The organism is Sphingopyxis sp. QXT-31, assembly GCF_001984035.1.
Classification (GTDB): Bacteria; Pseudomonadota; Alphaproteobacteria; order Sphingomonadales; family Sphingomonadaceae; genus Sphingopyxis.
Window position 1 is genome coordinate 751,086 of sequence record NZ_CP019449.1, and the last position, 18,657, is coordinate 769,742.

Genomic DNA, 18,657 nt, shown 5'->3' on the forward strand with positions numbered 1-18,657 from the left:
CGAAAGGGGGAGGAAAGCCGATCTCCCCGGTCGCCGTTGGCCGAGGGTGATGGCCCTTATACCCCGCGGCGACGCGCCAAAGTTCAGTAAAGTTCAGTCCAATAGCGAGCCCCTCGGCGTTGCCACCCCAAGGCGATCGGCGGTCGAGTCGCGGGCCCGAGCGCGAGGGGCGCCGGTTGTCCGCCAATCTTGAACCATAGCGAGATTTATTAGGAAAGCGGTTTTTCGCGGCGGAGTTTGGGGGCGGGTGGCGAAGGTCTGGAAAGGAGTGATTTAAGCAATTCCCCTCCCTTTTAGGGAGGGGTTAGGGGTGGGTAGCGAGCGAAGCGAGCAAGAGGCAGAGCGCCGCCTTCGGCGGCCACCCACTCCCGGCCCCTCCCTTGCAGGGAGGGGAGATCAACGTCCGCTCCCACCCGAGATCGGTCACTACCCAATCCAGCGATCGACCTGCGCCTCGAGCACCGGCAGCGGCACCGAGCCGCGGCCGAGTATGATCTCGTGGAACATCTTCTGGTCGTAGCGGGCGCCGAGCGCCTCCTTTGCCTTGTCGCGCAGCGCCAGGATGCGCTGCATGCCGACCTTGTACGAGGTCGCCTGGCCGGGCGTCACGAAATAGCGGCGGATTTCGGAGCGGATCTTGCCCACCGGCTGCGGCGAATTGGCCGAATAATAGGCGAAGGCCTCAGCCTCGCTCCACCCCTTGGCGTGGATGCCGGTATCCACCACCAGCCGGATCGCGCGCCAGATTTCGCGGCCGAGGCGGCCGAAGTCGCTGTAGGGATCGGTGTAGAAGCCCATCTCCTTGGCGAGCCGCTCGACATAGAGCGCCCAGCCCTCGCCATAGGCGCCGTAGAAATAATTCTTCCGGAACTCGGGGGTGCCGGTCATCTCCTGCGCGAGCGCGATCTGCATATGATGGCCGGGATGACCCTCGTGATAGGTCGTGCCCTCGATCTCGTAGATCGGGGTTGCGCGGGTGTCGGCGAGGTGGACATAATAGATGCCGGGCCGCGAACCATCGAGCGCCGCGGGCGAATAATGCGCCGCGCCGCCCGGCTCCTCGCGGAACGCCTCGACGCGCTTGACGATCAGGTCGGCCTTGGGCAGCCGCCCGAACTGCTCGGGCAGCCGCGCGCGCATGCCGGCGAGATAATCCGCGGCTTTCTGCAGATAGGCGGCGCGGCCGGCATCGTCGTTCGCGACATAGAAACGGTCGTCGCTGCGCAGGAAGAGGAAAAAATCCTCGAGCTTGCCCTCGTAACCGATCTTCGCCTTGAGCTCTTCCATCTCGCCGCGGATGCGCGCGACTTCGGACAGGCCGAGGTCGTGGATTTCGTCGGCGGTCATGCCGGTGGTCGTCTGGAGCCGTAGCATCGCGTTATAATAGGCCGCGCCGTCGGGCAGCGCGCCCGCGCCGCGCGGTTCGGTGCCCGCCGCGGCGCGATCGGCCGCGAGCCAGCCCGCGATGCGGTCGTAGGCGGGTTTGAGCGAGCCGGTCATCGCCTCGGCGATGCGCGCGGCGAAGGCATCGGCGGCCGCGGCGTCGATCTTGCCCGCCGCGACGAGCCCCGCGACCTTGGTCTTGGCGTCGGCAAACAGCGCATTGTCCGCGCCCTCGCCGAACGGGGCGCCGGTGGTGAGCCGGCCGATCAGTTCGATCGACTGGTCATAGGCGAAGCCGGGCATGCGGATGCCCTTCGCCGCCGACGCCTTGGCGCTATCGAGATAGATGTCGAGCGTCGGCCCGAGCGCGGTCACGCGTGCGGCATAGGCTTCCATGTCGGCGGGGGTGTCGACGCGGTGCTGGTTGATCAGGAAATTGGGCAGCCCGGTGTGCGGGCCGTTGCGGTCGAAGATATAGCCATGCCCGCGCCATTTGGTCGACGCCTCGGCGCGCTCGAGTTCGAGCGCCCACATGTCGTAGGAGACGCGCGCATCCTCGCCGAGCGCGGCGCGGTCGAAGCGCTTCGTCATCTCGGCGACGCTGGCGCGGCGCCAGGCGAGCCGCGCCTCGGCCCCGGCGTCGCTGGGGTCGGTGAAGCGGTCCTGCTGCTCCTTGCGGCCGAGGCTGGTGAGCTGTTCGGGGTCGAGATGGAGTTCGGCCTCGAACGCCGCGTCGAGGAAGGCGGTGAAAGCGGCGTCGCTGTTTCCGGGGGCGGCCCGCGCCGCGGGGGCGGCAAGGAGGCTGGCGCCGATGGCCAGCGAGAATTCGCGTCGGTTGAGCTGCATGGGACCCCTTTCGTTTGAAGGGGTTATAGGGGCGATGCGGGAGAGGGCAATGCGGGTCGGGATCGGCTTCCGAACGACCACCCCGGTTTCCTTTCGTGTCGAGCGAAGTCGAGACACGCTTGGGGCGCGCAACATGTCGGGGTGTCTCGACTTCGCTCGACACGAACGGGATTTGGATGGCGGCTCGTCACCGGTCGCCCATCACCCCTGAAAGTGCCGTATGCTCTCCATGTCGGCGCGGCCCAGCGGTTCGGTCAGCCATAGCCCGCCGCGGCCGCCGCGCGACCAGCGGACGATCGCCTGACGGCGGATGCCGCCGGGCAGCACCAGTTCGAGCGCCTTGCCGACCTCGAAATGGCCGTGCCGGTGCACGAAACCCGCGCCGCTCTGCGACAGATCGGCGAGCTCGATGTCGCTGGCCTGGCCGTCGGTGATCAGCTGCGCGCGCGTATGCAGCGGCAGGCGCGGGGCGCGATAGTCGCCCGATTGCTGTTCGGCGGCGAGTTGGCGCAGCACTTCATTGCCATCGACCGCGGCGTCGAAGGCGACGCCGCATTTGCCTGCCTCGCACCAGGCGACGCGGCCGTGGATCACGACGGTTTCGGACAAGGCGATTTCGAGCCGTTCGCCCACCGTCACGGGGACCTCGACCGCGAGCATCATCCCGCCGTCGGACATGTTGCGCACGCGCCAAAGCCCCGCGTCGCCGTCGCGCATGACCTTCGCGATGCGCCACACGGTGCGATAGCGGTCGCCGCCGCGGCGGTCGCCTTCCACATCCTGATCTTCTCCGGGAGGAGAGAAGCGGGGTTCGATCATGCCTTCCTCCTGATTCCAACAGCGCCCAGAAGAGACATAAAGCTGCTAAAATTCATCCACTTGGCTTCTACCCCACCTCGGTCCCGGCGACTGCCGCCCATCCCCGATCCTCTGGCTGGCCCACCGGGATCGTTAAGGACAAGACAAGGCACCGTCAGGGCTTCTGCGCAGAATGCCTTTAGAATGTGAATAATTTCCAACTACAGCGCGTTAAATATTGCCGGATTGGAAGCATTGCGCCTCTGCCAATGCGTCGATGGTGCCCCTGGCCGGACTCGAACCAGCACTCCTTGCGGAACTCGATTTTGAGTCGAGCGCGTCTACCAATTTCACCACAGGGGCCCGTGGAGCAGCGCCGTTGCCACAAAACCCCCGCCCGCGTCCAGCGCGAATGATGTGCATGCGGATGGTTGCGCCCCCGCGCGGTGCCGATAAGGTGGTCGCATGACCGAAAACGCCGACGCTCCCGCCGCTCCCGCCGCCCGATCGCGCAGCAAGGCGCCGCCCGCGCCTGCATGGTCCCCCGGCCGGATCGCCGTCGCGGCGGTGATCGTGCTCGCGATCGTCGGGGTCGCATGGCTGACGGTCACGCTCACGCGCTTCTTCATGCTCGTTTTCGCCGCGGTGGTGCTCGGCGCGATCTTCGATGCGATCGCGAGCTGGCTTTGCCGCAAGACGAACATCGGGCGCGGCATTGCGCTGGCGCTGTCGGTCGCGGGGATCGTCGCGATTTTCGTCGGCGCCTTCATGCTCTTCGGATCGCAGCTCGCGCGCGAGGTCGACACGATCCGCGAGCAGATCCCGCAGGCGCTGCGCGGGGTCGAGGCCTTTCTCGACCGCTATGGCCTCGGTCAGCGCGTGCGCGAACTCGCCGAGGTCGGCGGCGACGACATCTCGCGGCTCGCTTCGCAGGCGGGCGGCTATGCGCTCGCGGCGGGCAGCGGCATCGCCGATTTCGTGCTCGTGCTCGTCGCGGCGATCTTCCTCGCGAGCGACCCGGCGACCTATCGCCGCGGGCTGCTGCTGCTGCTCCCCGAAAAGGCCGAGCCGACCGCGGCGCTCGCCCTCGCCGATGCCGGGCGCGGGCTCAAGGGCTGGATGGTCGGGCAAGCGGTGTCGTCGCTGGTCGTCGCGGGGCTGACCTGGGCTGGACTCGCGCTGCTCGGCGTTCCGGCGGCGGGCGGCTTGGGGCTGATCGCAGGACTGCTCGACGTCATCCCCATGATCGGCCCGATCATCGCGGGTATTCCCGCCGTGCTGCTCGCCTTCACCGTCTCCCCGATGACCGCGCTGTGGACGCTGGTCCTGTTCCTCGTGATCCAGCAGTTGCAGGGCAATTTCCTGCAGCCGATGATCCAGAAGCAGGCGGTCGACGTGCCGCCCGCAGTGCTGCTGTTCTCGGTGGTCGCCGCGGGGATTTTGTTCGGCTTCCTCGGCGTGCTGCTCGCCGCGCCGCTGACCGTGGTGGTCTATGTGCTGGTCCAGCGCATCTATGTGAAGACGCTGCTGGGCAAGGACATCAAGATCGCCGGGCAGGACTGAACCCTACTTCTTGAGTTCCTTCGCCAGCGTCTTCGCGGTCGCCTTGCCATAGGGCGGCTTGAAGCCGGCCAGCCCCGCGACGTCGAGCTTGGGCTGGCGATACACCGCGCGCGCGTGGCTGAACGTCCTGAAACCGTCGAGCCCGTGGTAGTTGCCCATGCCCGACGGACCCACGCCGCCAAATGGCAGATCCTCCATCGCGTTGTGGAACAGCACGTCGTTGACCGTCACGCCGCCAGAAATCGTCCGCGTCAGCACGCGCTCCTCCTCGCTCTTGTCCTGTCCGAAATAATAGAGACCGAGCGGGCGGTCGTTCGCGTTCACATAGTCGATCGCGTCGTCGATGCTCTTGTAGGTTTTGACCGGCAGGATCGGGCCGAAGATTTCCTCCTGCATCACCTTCATGTCGTCGGTGGGATTGCGCACGATATGGAGCGGCATCTTGTGACCGTTGGCGCTGGCGAAATCCTCAGCCCCCGGATTGACCTCGATCACCTCGGCGCCCTTCTCGCGCGCGTCGGCCAGATAGCCCTGCAGCCGGTCGTAATTGCGGACGTTGACCACCGAGGTGTAATCGTCGTTGGCGAGCAGCGTCGGATAGAGCGCCGCGGCGCCGCGCACGACGCTGTCGATCACCTCGCCCTCCTGATCCTCGGCGACGAGCAGATAATCGGGCGCAAGGCAGATCTGCCCGGCGTTCATCAGCTTGCCGAGCGCGACGCGCTGCCCCGCCTGTTCCTTGTTCGCGCTGCGCCCGATGAAGGTCGGCGACTTGCCGCCAAGCTCGAGCGTGACGGGGACGAGGTTATCGGCGGCGGCGCGCATGATGTGGCGCCCGACGCTCGTCGCGCCCGTGAAGATCATATGGTCGAAGGCCAGCTTCGAGAAGGCGACGCCGACCTCGGCATCGCCGGTGAACACCGCGATCTCGCTCTCGTCGAAATAATCGGGGATCAGCCGCGCCATCAGCGCCGAGACATTCTCGGTAAATTCGCTCGGCTTGATCATGGCACGGTTGCCTGCGGCGAGGATGCCCGCCATCGGCACGAACACCATGCCGACAGGGAAATTCCACGGCGCCACCACGCCGACGACGCCCTTGGGCTGATAGACCACCTCCGCCTTGGCGCCGAGCAGCCCGAGCGGGAAAGTGGGCTTGCGCTTCTCGCCCTTCGACCAGGCGGCCATATGCTTCTTCGCATGCTTGAGCGCGCTGACCGAGGGCATGATGTCGGTCATCAGCGTCTGTTCGCGGCTGCGATGCCCGAAATCCTCGCTTACCGCCTTGGCGAATTCCTCGGCATTGTCGACGAGCAAAGCGATGGCGCGGTCGATGCGGTCGGTGCGGACGCCAAGACTCTCGGGCATGGCGGCCGTAAAGCTCGCTTTTTGCGCGGCGAGCACTTCGTGCATGCGCGCGGTTTCGCCGGCTAAATCCTGCTTGATCGCGGTGGCCATGACCCGTCTCCCTTATGGTTTGCGGCCGATGTTTGATCATGCCGCGCGGCGGGTTGCAAGATGAAACCGGCTCTTCGGCTGCATGGGAGAGGCGCGGGCGCGCAAAATCGCGGCGGCGCCCCTCCGCATTAACCTTGTTCGATAGGCTTTGCTTAAACTCCGGGGCACAGTGTCTCCCGGTCGAAATCCAAATATCCATTCAACCAGAATATCGACGAATCGCCAGCTTTACTTGGCCGTACTTGTACGGCGAAGATATATTTGGCGTATTCGTCCAATCGGGCCCGGGCCGACTCATGTTAGCCCGGCGCCTCAACCAAAAAATTCCGGTCGCACAAACTTCGTCGCTTGCTCTTCAGCAAAGGGGGTTGTGCCGTCATGCCACAGAAATTTTCATGGTCGTTCAGCGGCGGTACGCCTTCGGGGGCGGGGGCCAATGAAGGCGGGAGCGTCGAGGTCGATGCGATCACGTCGGCCGAGGTGACCCTCGCCAAGGCGAGCGCCGATCGCGCGCTCGCGTTGCAGATCGATGATGTCGAAAAACTCGCCTTCTTCATCCTGACCTCGTCGATCAACGACGGGTCGGTCGGCGTGAAGGCCGACACCGCGACGCGGACCAAGATCACCGGCCCGCTGATCCTCTATGGCGAGGCGATAAAATTGTTCGCTGGCGATCTCCAGACGCTGACGCTCAAGAACGCCTCGGCCACCGACGCAGCCGACATCACCATCCTGATGGGCTTCAAGCTCGACTGATCCGTCCGATCCATGCCCATGAAGGGCGACAAGGAGTGCCGCCATGCCCGAGACTCTGACCTATCCCGGCGTCTATATTCAGGAAGTGGGATCGGGGGTGCGCACCGTCAGCGGCGTCGCGACCTCGATCGCCGCCTTTGTCGGGCGGGCGCTGCGCGGCCCGGTGAACCAGCCGACGACCTGCTTCAACTATGGCGAGTTCACGCGCTGCTTCGGCGGGCTGTGGTCGGCAGGGCCCTTGTCCTATGCGGTCGACGATTTCTACGCCAATGGCGGCGGTCAGGCGGAGATCGTCCGGCTGTTCAAGCCGCTCGGCGCCGCCGACGACGGCATCGCGGTTCTCGACGTGGGCGCGCTCGCATTGCGCGCGGCGACTCCGGGCGCCTGGGGCAATGCGCTCACCGGCCTCGCGACGCATCCCGACCAGGCCGATCCCGTCGGGGCCGCCGCGGCCGCGCTGAAATACGATCTCGCGGTCGCCGACCTCTTCGACCTCCGGATCGAGGACAAGACTACCGGCGCGGTCGAGATTTTCCGCAACCTGACGGTGAAGGCCACGGGCGGCGCGCGCCGCTTCGACCGCGTGCTCGCGGCCGAATCGAGCCTCGTCCAGTGTCAGATCAACAACGACGGCACGCCGAAGCTCGGCAACCGCCCTGCGAACAATGCGACGGGCACGGGCCTCAATGGCAACGACGGCGCGCCTTTGCTCGACACCGACTTTATCGGCGACAGCGACAAGAAGACGGGCATCTATGCGCTCAAGAAAGCCGACCTGTTCAACCTGCTCTGTATCCCACCCGACGAGCGCGACGGCACGCTGCCGCGCACGGTCAACGAGAAAGCCGCGCAATTCTGCAAGGCGGAGCGCGCGGTGCTGATCGTCGATCCGCCCGCCGACTGGGACGACAAGCCCGACGAGGCCGCGGCGATCGTCAAGGCGAAGCAGCTCAATGGCGCGACCTCGGTGCTGTCGCTCGCTTTCGCAGACAATGCCGCGCTCTATTTTCCGCGCATCCTGCGCCGCGATCCCAAGCGCGGCGGCCAGCTCGACAGCTTCGTCCCGTGCGGTGCGGTGGCGGGAATCATCGCCCGCACGGATAATGCCCGCGGCGTCTGGAAATCGCCCGCGGGCATGTCGGCGACGCTCGCCGGCGCCGAGGGGCTGACGGTCAAGATGACCGACGAGGAGAACGGCCTGCTCAACCCTCTGGGAGTAAACTGCCTGCGCAGCTTCCCTGGCACCGGCCTGACCGTCTGGGGCGCGCGCACGCTCAAGGGTTCGGACCAGCTTTCCGACGATTATAAGTATCTCGCGGTCCGGCGCCTCGCCTTGTTCATCGAGGAAAGCCTCTACCGCGGCACGCAATGGGTGGTGTTCGAGGGCAATGACGAGCCGCTGTGGGCGCAGATCCGCCTGTCGGTCGGCACCTTCATGCAGCGCATGTTCAAGCAGGGCGCCTTCCAGGGCGCGAGCCCGCGCGACGCCTATTTCGTCAAATGCGACGGCAGCACGACGACGCAGGACGACCGCAACCGGGGCATCGTCAACATCGTCGTCGGTTTCGCACCGCTGCTGCCCGCCGAATTCGTCGTCATTTCCATCCAGCAGATCCGCACCGCGGCCTGACCCTAAGGGAGAGCGATCATGGCACCACCTTTCAGCGTCAACCCCGAGCGGCGCGACCCGTACAAGACCTATAAGTTCCGCCTGCGCCTGCCCGACGGCGCCTATCTCGCGGGGCTCAGCAAGATGAGCGCGCTCAAGCGCAGCACCGAGGTCGTCAAGTTCCGCGAAGGCGGCGACCCCTCGACCTCGCGCAAGTCGCCCGGCCAGACCGAATATGAGGCGATCACGCTCGAACGCGGGGTCACCCACGACACGACCTTCGAGCAATGGGCGAACAAGGTGTGGAATTTCGGCTCGGGCCTCGGCGCCGAGGTGTCCTTGAAGGATTTCCGCAAGGACCTCGTCCTCGAAATCTACAACGAAGCCGGACAGCTCGTCCTCGCCTATCGCCTGTTCCGCTGCTGGCCGTCGGAGTTCGTGGCCTTTCCCGACCTCGACGCCTCGGCGAGCGCGGTCGCGATCCAGACGCTCAAGCTGGAGAATGAGGGCTGGGAACGCGACTATGACGTCGCCGAACCGAGCGAGCCGAGCTTCACCGAGCCGACGCTCTAGGATCGCCCCGTGCGTCGCTGGACCGCCCTCGAGCTGATCGAAATCAGCGAAAGCGGCGCGTCGCTGGGCCCCGCCGCCCGGGCACTGCTGTTGCTCGAGGCCGGCGGCTGGCCCCGCGATGCCGCCTCGGCGCTGCCGGTCGGGCAACGCGACCGCCAGCTGTTCGCGCTGCGCGCGGCACAATTCGGTCCACGGATCGAGGTGGCGCAGCGCTGTCCGGCATGCGGCGAGGATTATGAGTTTGCGCTGACCGCGACCGACCTCGGCCGCGATGGGGCAGGGGAAGCCCGCGCGCCTGCCAGCGTCGATGGCATTTCGGTGCGCGCGATTACGGCGGGCGACCTCGCGGCGATCGAAGGGCAGGGCGAAGCCGCCGCCCGCGCTTTGCTCCGCGCGCGCGTCGCGCCCGGCGGCGAAGCGATCGACGACGAAGCGCTCGACGCGCTGCTCGCCGAGCTCGACTCCGACGCCGATCTTGCCATCGCCGCCGCCTGCCCCGAATGCGGGCAGGGCGCCGAGATCGCCTTCGACATCGCCGCCTTGTTCTGGGACGAGATCGCGCTCCGCATCCCGCGTCTGCTCCAGCAGGTCGCCGACCTCGCGCGCGTCAACCACTGGTCCGAGCGCGACATATTGATGCTGCCCGCGGCGCGGCGGCGCTTCTACCTCGCGGCGGCGGGCGCATGACCGGGCTGCTCGCCCGCATGGCCGCAAGGGCCGCAGGCGAAGCCCCGGTTGCGGCGCCGCGCATCCCCTCGCGCTTCGAACCTTTGCCCGAGGAAATGGGGCTGCCCGAGCCTGTAGCGGCGGCGGCCTATGCGGGCGCGCATGGCGAGGCGCCGGCGCCGGTCCAGCCGTCCGAAATCAAGCCGATGCCTCTATCATCGGCGCCGATTCCGCTGACGCAGCCCGCGGCCCCGGCGTCTCCCGCGGTGCCCGTTGCAGCCGCTCCGAATGCCATGTCACCGCTCGCTCCGGCCTTACCCGCTGCCGCGCCGCAACCGATCGCCGCCGCGCCGCTACCGGCCGCTGCGGTCCAACGCCGCGAGATGTCGGCTGCCCCGCGCGCCATCGAGAGTGCCGCCGCGATCCTGCCCACCGGCCCCGATGCCGCCGCACAGGCCGACGCCCCGTTACCCGCCGCGCCCCTGCGGATCGAGGTTCCGGTCGCGCCGAAGACCGCCACCCGGTCCCCGTTGGCGGGTACCACCTCGGTTACGCCCTCAACACCCGAACCTGCGCCGCTCCAGCGTGCCGGTCCGGCCGTCGAGCCTCAGCGCACCGCGCCAGCTTCCCACGCGGCGGCGGCTCCCGCAGCGATCGCGGCGGCTGAGGCGCCATCGGCGTCCGTCGCCCGCACCGATCCGGCCCCCTCGGCACACCCGTCTGCTACGACTCCCCAACCTGCGGCAGAATCGGCGCCTGCGCTTTTCGCTCCAGAAACCAGCCGCGCCGTGCCGCGCTTCCCCGCGATGTCGCTCCAGCCCGCGCTCTCACCACCCGCCGCTGCCGCGCCGCCGCCGGTCGTCGAAATCCACATCGGCCACATCGAGGTGCGCGCTGCCGCGGCGCCCGTCGCGCCCGCGCCTCCCCCGGCTTCGGCCAGGCTCTCGCTCGATGCTTTCCTTGCGCAGGGGAATGGCCGATGAGCAATTTCCGCTCGCTCGCGGTCGTCACCGCGACGCTCGAACATATCCTGCAGGACGCGGCGAACCAGGCAGTGGCGCAGGCCGATGTGCGCATCGGCGCGCCGATCGCCAAGCTCGCCGGCGACGGCAAGCCCGTCGTCAACCTCTTTCTGTTCCGCGTGCTGCCGAACAGCGCACACCGCAACGACCATTTCCCGACGCGCGAGAGCAGCGGCACCCAGCGCGCGCGCGCGAAACTCAGCCTCGACCTCCATTATGTGCTGAGCTTCTATGGCGACGCCGCCAAGTTCGAGCCCGAGCGGCTGTTCGGCGCGGTTGCGCTCGCGCTCGAACATGCGCCCGGCTTGTCGGTCGCGGCGCTCGAAGCGGCGAGCAGCGACACTGCGAACCAGCCCGCGCTGAGCGGCGCCGATCTGGCGGGCGAGGGGCGGGCGATCGCGGTCGGCCCCGACCAGCCGACGCTCGAGGATTGGTCGAAGCTGTGGTCGGTCTTCTTCCAGGTCCCCTATGCGCTGTCGGCCTCCTATGTGGTGCGCGGCGTGGCGATCGAGACGCAGGACGGTCCCGGGCCGGCGACCCCGGTCGCGACCCCCGAAATCTATGCCGCGCCGATGGGCCCGCTGCAGATCCGCAGCGCCGGCCCCGCGCCCGGCCAATGGGGGCCCGCGCCGTGGGGCGCGACGCTGCATCTGACCGGCAGCGGCATCGCGCGCTTCGGCAACAGCCTGCGTATCGATGGCGAGGCGCTGCCGCTCGCCGAGGCTGCTATCACTGGCGACGGCCTCGCGCTGTCGCTCGATGCCGCGCTGTTCGGCGGCACCGTGCCCAAGGCCGGCTCGCACCAGCTCGAGGTCGTCGCGGCGCCGACCGATCCGTCGATGCCCGAACGCCTCCGCCGCGGTTCGAACGTCGCCGCCTTCGCGATCCTACCGGTGATGACCAACATCGCCGCCGAGACCGCCGCAGGCAGCGGTCCGGGGCTGCGCTCGGGCACGGTCACCGTCGATATCGATCCGCCGCTCCAGGCCGGCCAGTCGGCAACCCTGCTGCTCAACGCCTTCGGCGCCGGCCAGCTCGGCAACGCCGCGATCGAGGCCGAGGCGCCCGCCGCCTTCCCCGCGAGCCAGCTCGACTTCGCGGTCACCGACCTGCCCACCGGCGACTATCTGGCGCGCGTCGATATCGACGGCTTCGCCTCGCAGCCCGAGGTGGGCACCGACCCGAACCAGCCCGAATTCGGCCGCATCACCGGCCCGCTGGTCGATCTGTCATGAGCGGCACGGCGAAACTCAGGCCGCTTGCCGATGCCTTCGCCACCGTCGTCGGCTGGCTCGACGGCAACAAGGGCGCTCCGCCGAAGACGCGCGCCGACGATATCGCCGCGCGCTTCGGGCTCGATGCCTTCGGGCGCAACCTGCTGCTGCTCGGCGCCTGGGCGGCGCTCGATCCCGCCGCGGGGCGGCGCATCGCCGAACTCCACAGCGACCCGCAACGCACCGCGCCGTCGCTGGGGCTCGCGCTCGTGCGGCTGCCCGGCGCCAACTGGACAGCGCCCGGCGCCGACGATCCGCTGCGCGCCGACGGGCTGATCCGCATCGACGGCGGCGAGGGGCTCGGATCGGCGCCCTTCGCGCTCGCCGAGCCTGTACTGCTCGCCCTCGTCGACGCGCCGTCGCTTGCCGAAGACCTTGCGCTGCAGGCGCGCCCCGTTGCGGCGCCCGCCGAGTTGTCGCCGTCGCGCGCCAAGCTGGCGCAGGCGATCCGGCTGCGCGTCGAGGGCGAGCCCGGCATGACGCTCCAGCTGTGCGGCGCCGATCCGCTTGGCAAGGAACAGGCGGCGGCCGCGGCGCTCGCGCCCTCGAAGCGCCCGCTCTATGCGATCAGCGCCGCGATGCTGCCCGGCGCGCCGTCGGACATCGCGCGCCTCGCGCAGCTGTGGCGCCGCGACCTGATCCTCACCGACGGCGCCTTGTTCGTCGATGCGACGCGCGGCGACCCCGCCGGACTCGCGCTCTTCGCCGAGCTGCTGCGCCTGCCGCTGATCGTTGCCGCGCCCGACGCGGTGCTGCTCGGCCAGGCGCCGACGGTGCGCCTCGACATGCCGCGGATGACCGCGAAGGAACAGGTGCCGGTGTGGCGCGAACGCCTGGGCCCCTATGCCAAGAAATTGAACGGCACGATCGAGAAGCTTGCGGGCCATTTCCCCGTTTCGCCCGAACTCGCCGACAGCGTCGCCGCCGAACTCGCGATCCTCGCGCCCGATCCGGCCAAGGCGGCGAAACCGAAGAAGGGCCAGCCGACGCTGGGCGACATCGCGTGGGACGCCGCGCGCCGCTTCGCGCGCCCGCGTATGGAGGATCTGGCGCGGCGTATCGACGGCGACGCGAAGTGGGACGACCTCGTCCTGCCGCCGAACCAGAAGGACGTGCTGAAGGCGATCGTCGCGCAGGTGCGCAACCGCGCGACCGTCTATGAAAGCTGGGGTTTCGAAAAGCGCAGCGGCGGGCGCGGGCTCGGCGTCAGCGCGCTCTTCTCGGGCCCCTCGGGAGCGGGCAAGACGCTCGCGGGCGAGACTCTCGGCGCCGCGCTCGGGCTCGACGTCTATCGCATCGACCTGTCGTCGATGGTGTCGAAATGGATCGGCGAGACCGAGAAGAACCTCCGCCGCGTCTTCGACGCCGCCGAGGAAGGTTCGGCGATCCTGCAGTTCGACGAGGCCGACGCGCTGTTCGGCAAGCGGGGCGAGATCAACGAGAGCCGCGACCGCCACGCCAATATCGAGGTCAGCTACCTGCTCCAGCGGCTCGAGGAATATCGCGGCCTGTCGATCCTGACGACCAACTTCCGCTCGAACATCGACACCGCCTTCCTCCGCCGCATCCGCTTCATCATCGATTTCGACTTCCCCGGCGTCGCCGAGCGGACCGAGATATGGCAGCGCATCTTCCCCAAGGACACGCCCAAGGCCGAGCTCGATTTTGCGCGGCTGGCGCAACTCAACCTCGCGGGCGGCTCGATCCGCAACGTCGCGATGGCCGCCGCCTTCACCGCCGCCGATCGCGGGCAGGACGTCGACATGGGGCATATCCTCGCCGCCGCGCGCCTCGAATATGAAAAGAGCGGGCGCTCGCTGACCAGCGCCGAACTGCGCGGGTGGGTGCAATGACCGCGCCGGCGCGCATCCGGCTGACGGTCGACCAGCTGACGCTGGTCGGCGTTGCGCCCGGCGATGCCGCGGCGGTGCGCCGCGCGCTGACCATGGCGATCGAGGCGCGGCTCGCCGGCGCCGATGTGGCCGGGCTCGCGGGCAGCCATGCGCGGCTGTCGCTGACCGTCGCGCCGGGGCAGGGGCCCGCGGCGCTCGGCCATGCCGCGGGGCAGGCGATCGGCACGCGGCTGGCGGGGGGCGGGCGATGAGCGCGACGCACGCCACCGCGGCCAAGAAGGCGAGTGCCAAAGCCGCCCCGCCGGTGATGCGCAAGAGCGCGCCGCCGCCGCGCTACGCCGTGCCGCCGCTTGCCTCGCTCGCGGCGATCCCGGCGCATGCGACGGTGCAGCGCCAGTGCGAGAACTGCGAGCAGGAAGAGGAGGTCAGGGAATCGGCGATCCAGCGGCGCATGAGCGCGAGCGCCGCCGCGCCCGCGCCGCAGCGCGCCTGCGCGGCGTGCGGGGAAAAGCACGAGGATGAAAGCGCGGTCCAGCCGCGGCTCGAGGTAGGACCGGTCGGCGATCGCTACGAGCAGGAGGCCGACAGCATCGCGGCGCGCGTGATGGCGATGCCCGACCCCGCCGCCGCCGACCTCGCGGGCGACGCGTCGGCGGCGGGCGACAGCGTGCAGCGCGCGTGCAGCGCCTGCTCCGCGCTGCGCGACGAACCGCGCGCGCGGCGCCTGGCCGATAGCGAGAACGAGCCGGACGCCGAGGTGCGTGCGCGGCGGACCAGCGGCGCCGAGACGCTCGCGGCCTCCGACGCGGAGCTTACGCGCGGCGGATCGGCCCTGCCCGCATCGACGCGCGGTTTCTACGAAAGCCGTATGGGGCGCGATCTCGGCGGGGTGCGCGTCCATCAGGGCGGGCAGGCCAGCGCGATGAACGCAAGCATCGCGGCGCGCGCCTTCACCTACAAGAATCACGTCTGGCTTAGTGGGGGCGAGAGCGCCTCGCCCAGTTTCACCATGGCGCACGAACTGGCGCATGTGATGCAGCAGACCGCGCCGGGGCCGGTGGGGCCGCAACGGCGCGAGGCGGAGGGCGGAGACGACGCGCACGCCGCGGACGCGGCGGTCCAGCGCAAGGAAAATGCCTTCTGGCTGCCGGGCGTCACCAAAAATGCCAAGGGCCTGCACGAAACCATGCACGACGCGGCGCTCGACGCGATCCGCGGGATCAGGGGCGATATCCTGACCGAGGTTCCGATCCCGAACGCCAATCGCAAGCTGATCGATGTCAAGGCGCAGGGCCGGGCGGACATCTACACCGCCGACGCCGATCCCGACGTCAAGGTGCCCGGCGTCCAGCAGGTTGCGGCGTCGGCGCCTGCCGGGACCCCCCCGGTCGCGGGGGATCCGCCCGCCGCCGACCCGCCGGCAGCCGGCGACACCGATGCCAAGCCGGCCGGAACCCCGTCCGCGGGAACGCCTGCCGCCACCATCGCCGATCTCGACAATTTCTCGCCCGTGATGGTCGGCGTGCCGATGGAGCAGGGCAGTGGCAAGCCGGCGACCGTCGTCCACGACACGCGCCGCGCGCCGAAGATCGCGGGCGGCCAGCTGACCGGCGTCGCCTCGGCACCGAAGAATATCCTGATCGGCGAGATGAAGCCCGCGCACGACCTGGACTATCGCAAGTCGGGCGAGCAGCAGGTTGCCAATTATATCGGCGGCATCAACATGGTCGCGGCCAAGGTCAACGCGGTCGCGGCGTCGTTGCGGCAGAATGCCGAGTGGAAACCCAATCCGAAGGTCATCGACACCAGCGTGTTGATCCCCCCGGGCTGGGACGCGGCCAAGCCGCAGACGGTGTGGAAGGAAAAAGATCTCAAGATCCGCCACTATTCGCCCGACAAGGCGAAGACGCACGGCGGCAAGCCCAAGCCCAAGGCGCAGACCGCGCAGCAGGGGCGGCCCAAGACCCAGCCGATCCGCGGCCGCTGGATGATGGCGCCCGACAAGGCGCACAAGGGGGTGATCGTCTATTTCCTCGCGCCGCATCCCGGCGACCTCGCCGATGCGCTGAAGCCGCGTTCGACGACCCAGAAGTTCAAGGACCTGTCGGGCAAGATCAAGAAGATCCAGAACGACCTAGTCACCGCACCCAAGGCGTCGGCCGGCGGCGCTGCGGTCAAGCCGCAGCGCCTGGCGCAGCCGGTGCCGGCCGCGCCGCTCGCGACCGCCAGCCCGCTTCCCGCGCGCATCGTGCGCAAGGAGGTCAAGGACGATTTCAAGGCGGCGAAATGGGAGGCCGACCGCACCGGCGCCGGGCTCGCCAAGGGCGCCGCCGACGACAGCCTGCTCGCCAGCTATGCCGACGCCGCCGACGACACGCTGCGCGCGGATATCGCCGAGCATGGCGCGATGGCCGAATGGCTGAAGACCAAGCCCGAGACGCCCGGCACCACCTATGAGGACAAGCCCGAGTACAAGCAGCACACCGAGGATCTCGCGACGATCAAGCGCGCCGATTTCTGGACCGGTCTGAAGGCGCGGCCGTTCGGCATCCTGCGCGAGAAATTCGGGCTGTTCTTCGTCAAGGCCTATCAGAAGGTCAGCGAATTCGGGAAGACCGTGCGCGACAAGTTCAAGGGCGTCGGCGAAAGCAAGATCCTCAAGGGCCGCACGGGGACGATCCTCAAGGCGGCGGCCAAGGTCGCGGCGGTGGTGCTGCCGCGCCTCGCCAAACCCTTCCTGGCGAAGATGTTCGACACGATCATCGAATGCGGCCGCGCGGGCTTCGAGGCCAAGTTCCGCGAGCTCATCGAAGGCACGGTGATCGAGGACGTCATCCAGACCGCCGAGGAGATGAAGGACAAGGTCGAGAATATCGCGAGCGACGTCGAGACCTTCTTCGCCGAGATCATCAACAAGACGATCGGGCCGATCCACGACGAGTTCGAGAAATTCATCGGCGAGGCGCGGCTCGCGATGGACGTCGCGCACATGATCGCCGAGATCACCAAGCTGATGCGCATCGGGTCGTGCGTCGCGGGGCTCGTCTCGGCGCCGGCGACCGTCGGGGTGGGCGCCGCGATCGGCTGCGGCGCGGCGCTCGGCGACTATATCCTCAGCAAATTCGGGCTGTCGCCGGTCGAGCATCTCGTCGCCTCGATGCTCCAGACATGCGAGATGCAGAACAAGATCGGCGGGATGATGGCGAAGCTTAACTTCGTCAAGACGCTGCCGAAAGTCGCGGGGGTCGCGATCATCAAGGAAGTGAAATCGCTGCTCAAGGGCAGCCAGACGCTCCGCGACCTCGGGATGCTGAAAGGCAAGACCTACGCCGATCACGCAAGCGAACTCTTCTGCGATCCGGCTTCGATCGAATCGAGCTTCCCCGACATGGGCTATGAGCCGAGCGATTGCAGCGACACGGGCCCGTACCGGCAGAGCAAGACCGGCACCTACGACATCCCCGACGACGAGAAGATCGTCCCGCGCTACAAGGAACAGAACCCGACCCCGGCGAAGGAACTGCCGTGGAAGGGGGTCGAAATCCCCAAGGGCCGCGAGGGCGAACTCGCGCCCATGCCCGCCGACAAGCCGCCGCCGGCGCCCCCGGCGGCCACCGACCCCGCCCCGCCCGACCCGCCCAAGACGCCCGACAAACCGCCGGCTCCGCCGAGCGACAAGGCGCCGACCCAAGGCGACAAGGCGCCTGCGGACAGCGTCAAGGCACCCGCGCCCTCCACGCAAGGCGGCGAGGGACTTGCGGGCGGGGAGGGCGCCACCACCACGCTTCCGCGCACGACCTTCGAAATCGAAAAGGGCCGGCCGGACAAGGTCGGACCGACCCCGCCCCAATTCCGCGCGATGTTCGTTCATGGCATCGAGGCGGGCTTTTACACCGACAAGACGGGCAATTTCGACGAGAAGACGGCGGGCGCCTGCTATCCCAAGACGGTCAAGATCAGCATCTTCGACACCTATGGCATGCACCGCGACGACCGGCATATCCCGATCAAGGTCTGCAAGATCGAAAAGCTGACCAAGGCGCCCTATCCCAACACCCCGAACAAGATCTGGATCCAGAGCCAGGACGATATCACGCTGACGGTCAAGGACGACCATGGTGTCGTCCTCATCTCCTACGTGCTCACGGCGGGCAAGAAATACACAGGCTGGCTCGCCGAGCGGCGGGCGGGCAAAAAGCCATGACCAACTTCACTGGCTCTCCGAAGACGATCAAGGGCGCCATCGTCGGCCTCGACATCTTCAACCCGCTCGCCTCGGTCGCGATCTTCCAGTATAATCCCGAGCAGATTTCGCGTAGTCTGGCGCCGCAATATTCGGAGGCCGGGGGCGGCAAGGCCGAGGCGCTGCGCCTTGCGGGGCCGCCGACCGAGACGATCAGCGCGAACCTGACGCTCGACCTGATCGACCAGATGGAGCGCGGCGACGCGGGGCCGCTCGGCGCGGGGATCACCGGCTATCTCGCCGCGCTCGAGATGCTGGTCTACCCCAAATCGCTGCTCGTCGCCGCGAACCAGATCCTGCTGCAGATCGGTACGATGGAGGTGATCCCGCCCGCGGCGCCGCTCACCCTCTTCATCTACGGCTGGAAACGCGTCGTCCCGGTGAAGATCGAGAGCCTGTCGATCACCGAGACGATGCACGACCCCGATCTCAACCCGATGCGCGCCGACGTGTCGGTGTCGATGAAGGTGCTCACCTACAACGACCTTGCGGTCACCCACCCCGGTTTCTGGGCCTTCATGGCGCATCAGGTGGTCAAGGAAGTGCTCGCGACCGTCGCCAGCGTCGACAATGTCGGCAAGATGGCCGGCGGCGATGTGGCTTTGTTCTGAAG

At 68.1% G+C, this 18,657-nt stretch carries 14 protein-coding genes and 1 tRNA gene; 11 read left to right on the forward strand and 4 right to left on the reverse strand.

Features of this window, described 5'->3' with window-relative positions; genetic code table 11:
* Positions 1-426: 426 nt before the first annotated feature.
* From BWQ93_RS03770 to BWQ93_RS03780, 3 genes are all read right to left on the reverse strand, one after another.
* Positions 427-2,229 (reverse strand): DUF885 domain-containing protein, encoded by a 1,803-nt coding sequence (locus BWQ93_RS03770; RefSeq protein ID WP_077029351.1) that lies wholly within the window; start codon positions 2,227-2,229, stop codon positions 427-429.
* 201 nt (positions 2,230-2,430) lie between these two features.
* Complete coding sequence (locus BWQ93_RS03775) at positions 2,431-3,048, reverse strand: PilZ domain-containing protein (RefSeq protein ID WP_077029352.1); 618 nt, start codon at positions 3,046-3,048, stop codon at positions 2,431-2,433.
* A 257-nt stretch (positions 3,049-3,305) separates the two neighbouring features.
* Positions 3,306-3,390: transfer RNA gene (locus tag BWQ93_RS03780), tRNA-Leu, on the reverse strand.
* Between the two features lie 102 nt (positions 3,391-3,492).
* On the opposite strand from BWQ93_RS03780, the gene BWQ93_RS03785 reads away from it, so the two are divergent.
* Positions 3,493-4,590, forward strand: coding sequence for an AI-2E family transporter (locus tag BWQ93_RS03785; protein ID WP_083720598.1), 1,098 nt, complete (start codon positions 3,493-3,495; stop codon positions 4,588-4,590).
* 3 nt (positions 4,591-4,593) lie between these two features.
* On the opposite strand, the gene BWQ93_RS03790 is transcribed toward BWQ93_RS03785, so the two are convergent.
* Positions 4,594-6,048: a coniferyl aldehyde dehydrogenase gene (locus BWQ93_RS03790; RefSeq protein ID WP_077029353.1), complete on the reverse strand. Its 1,455-nt coding sequence runs from the start codon at positions 6,046-6,048 to the stop codon at positions 4,594-4,596.
* Between the two features lie 378 nt (positions 6,049-6,426).
* On the opposite strand from BWQ93_RS03790, the gene BWQ93_RS03795 reads away from it, so the two are divergent.
* Genes BWQ93_RS03795 through BWQ93_RS03840 form a run of 10 tightly spaced genes read left to right on the forward strand, consistent with a single transcriptional unit; the run spans position 6,427 to position 18,655 of the window.
* Positions 6,427-6,804 carry a hypothetical protein gene (locus BWQ93_RS03795; RefSeq protein WP_077029354.1) on the forward strand — a complete coding sequence of 126 codons (378 nt, stop codon included), beginning with the start codon at positions 6,427-6,429 and terminating at the stop codon, positions 6,802-6,804.
* Positions 6,805-6,847: 43 nt separating this feature from the next.
* Positions 6,848-8,434, forward strand: a complete 1,587-nt coding sequence (locus BWQ93_RS03800; RefSeq protein WP_077029355.1) for a phage tail sheath family protein — start codon at positions 6,848-6,850, stop codon at positions 8,432-8,434.
* Positions 8,435-8,452: 18 nt separating this feature from the next.
* A complete protein-coding gene (locus BWQ93_RS03805; RefSeq protein WP_077029356.1) occupies positions 8,453-8,986 on the forward strand; it encodes a phage tail protein in 534 nt (177 codons plus the stop codon).
* A 9-nt stretch (positions 8,987-8,995) separates the two neighbouring features.
* Positions 8,996-9,673 carry a hypothetical protein gene (locus BWQ93_RS03810; protein WP_077029357.1) on the forward strand — a complete coding sequence of 226 codons (678 nt, stop codon included), beginning with the start codon at positions 8,996-8,998 and terminating at the stop codon, positions 9,671-9,673.
* Positions 9,670-10,635, forward strand: coding sequence for a hypothetical protein (locus tag BWQ93_RS20680; protein WP_156878128.1), 966 nt, complete (start codon positions 9,670-9,672; stop codon positions 10,633-10,635). The genes BWQ93_RS03810 and BWQ93_RS20680 overlap by 4 nt, the downstream gene beginning before the upstream one ends.
* Entirely contained in the window at positions 10,632-11,909 is a 1,278-nt protein-coding gene (locus BWQ93_RS03820; RefSeq protein WP_077029359.1) for a DUF4255 domain-containing protein, read from the forward strand. The genes BWQ93_RS20680 and BWQ93_RS03820 overlap by 4 nt, the downstream gene beginning before the upstream one ends.
* A complete protein-coding gene (locus tag BWQ93_RS03825) occupies positions 11,906-13,801 on the forward strand; it encodes an ATP-binding protein (protein WP_077029360.1) in 1,896 nt (631 codons plus the stop codon). The genes BWQ93_RS03820 and BWQ93_RS03825 overlap by 4 nt, the downstream gene beginning before the upstream one ends.
* Complete coding sequence (locus tag BWQ93_RS03830) at positions 13,798-14,052, forward strand: hypothetical protein (protein ID WP_077029361.1); 255 nt, start codon at positions 13,798-13,800, stop codon at positions 14,050-14,052. The genes BWQ93_RS03825 and BWQ93_RS03830 overlap by 4 nt, the downstream gene beginning before the upstream one ends.
* Positions 14,049-18,005 (forward strand): eCIS core domain-containing protein, encoded by a 3,957-nt coding sequence (locus BWQ93_RS03835; RefSeq protein ID WP_077029362.1) that lies wholly within the window; start codon positions 14,049-14,051, stop codon positions 18,003-18,005. The genes BWQ93_RS03830 and BWQ93_RS03835 overlap by 4 nt, the downstream gene beginning before the upstream one ends.
* Positions 18,002-18,655, forward strand: coding sequence for a hypothetical protein (locus BWQ93_RS03840; RefSeq protein WP_077029363.1), 654 nt, complete (start codon positions 18,002-18,004; stop codon positions 18,653-18,655). The genes BWQ93_RS03835 and BWQ93_RS03840 overlap by 4 nt, the downstream gene beginning before the upstream one ends.
* The last annotated feature ends 2 nt before the right edge of the window (positions 18,656-18,657 follow it).

Excerpts from the sequence above, each read along its gene's own strand:
- BWQ93_RS03835 (WP_077029362.1), top strand. The coding sequence starts at position 14,049 with ATGAGCGCGACGCACGCCACCGCGGCCAAGAAGGCGAGTGCCAAAGCC.
- BWQ93_RS03825 (WP_077029360.1), top strand. The coding sequence starts at position 11,906 with ATGAGCGGCACGGCGAAACTCAGGCCGCTTGCCGATGCCTTCGCCACC.
- BWQ93_RS03830 (WP_077029361.1), top strand. The coding sequence starts at position 13,798 with ATGACCGCGCCGGCGCGCATCCGGCTGACGGTCGACCAGCTGACGCTG.
- BWQ93_RS03790 (WP_077029353.1), bottom strand. The coding sequence starts at position 6,048 with ATGGCCACCGCGATCAAGCAGGATTTAGCCGGCGAAACCGCGCGCATG.
- BWQ93_RS03800 (WP_077029355.1), top strand. The coding sequence starts at position 6,848 with ATGCCCGAGACTCTGACCTATCCCGGCGTCTATATTCAGGAAGTGGGA.
- BWQ93_RS03775 (WP_077029352.1), bottom strand. The coding sequence starts at position 3,048 with ATGATCGAACCCCGCTTCTCTCCTCCCGGAGAAGATCAGGATGTGGAA.
- BWQ93_RS03805 (WP_077029356.1), top strand. The coding sequence starts at position 8,453 with ATGGCACCACCTTTCAGCGTCAACCCCGAGCGGCGCGACCCGTACAAG.
- BWQ93_RS20680 (WP_156878128.1), top strand. The coding sequence starts at position 9,670 with ATGACCGGGCTGCTCGCCCGCATGGCCGCAAGGGCCGCAGGCGAAGCC.
- BWQ93_RS03820 (WP_077029359.1), top strand. The coding sequence starts at position 10,632 with ATGAGCAATTTCCGCTCGCTCGCGGTCGTCACCGCGACGCTCGAACAT.
- BWQ93_RS03840 (WP_077029363.1), top strand. The coding sequence starts at position 18,002 with ATGACCAACTTCACTGGCTCTCCGAAGACGATCAAGGGCGCCATCGTC.
- BWQ93_RS03785 (WP_083720598.1), top strand. The coding sequence starts at position 3,493 with ATGACCGAAAACGCCGACGCTCCCGCCGCTCCCGCCGCCCGATCGCGC.
- BWQ93_RS03770 (WP_077029351.1), bottom strand. The coding sequence starts at position 2,229 with ATGCAGCTCAACCGACGCGAATTCTCGCTGGCCATCGGCGCCAGCCTC.
- BWQ93_RS03795 (WP_077029354.1), top strand. The coding sequence starts at position 6,427 with ATGCCACAGAAATTTTCATGGTCGTTCAGCGGCGGTACGCCTTCGGGG.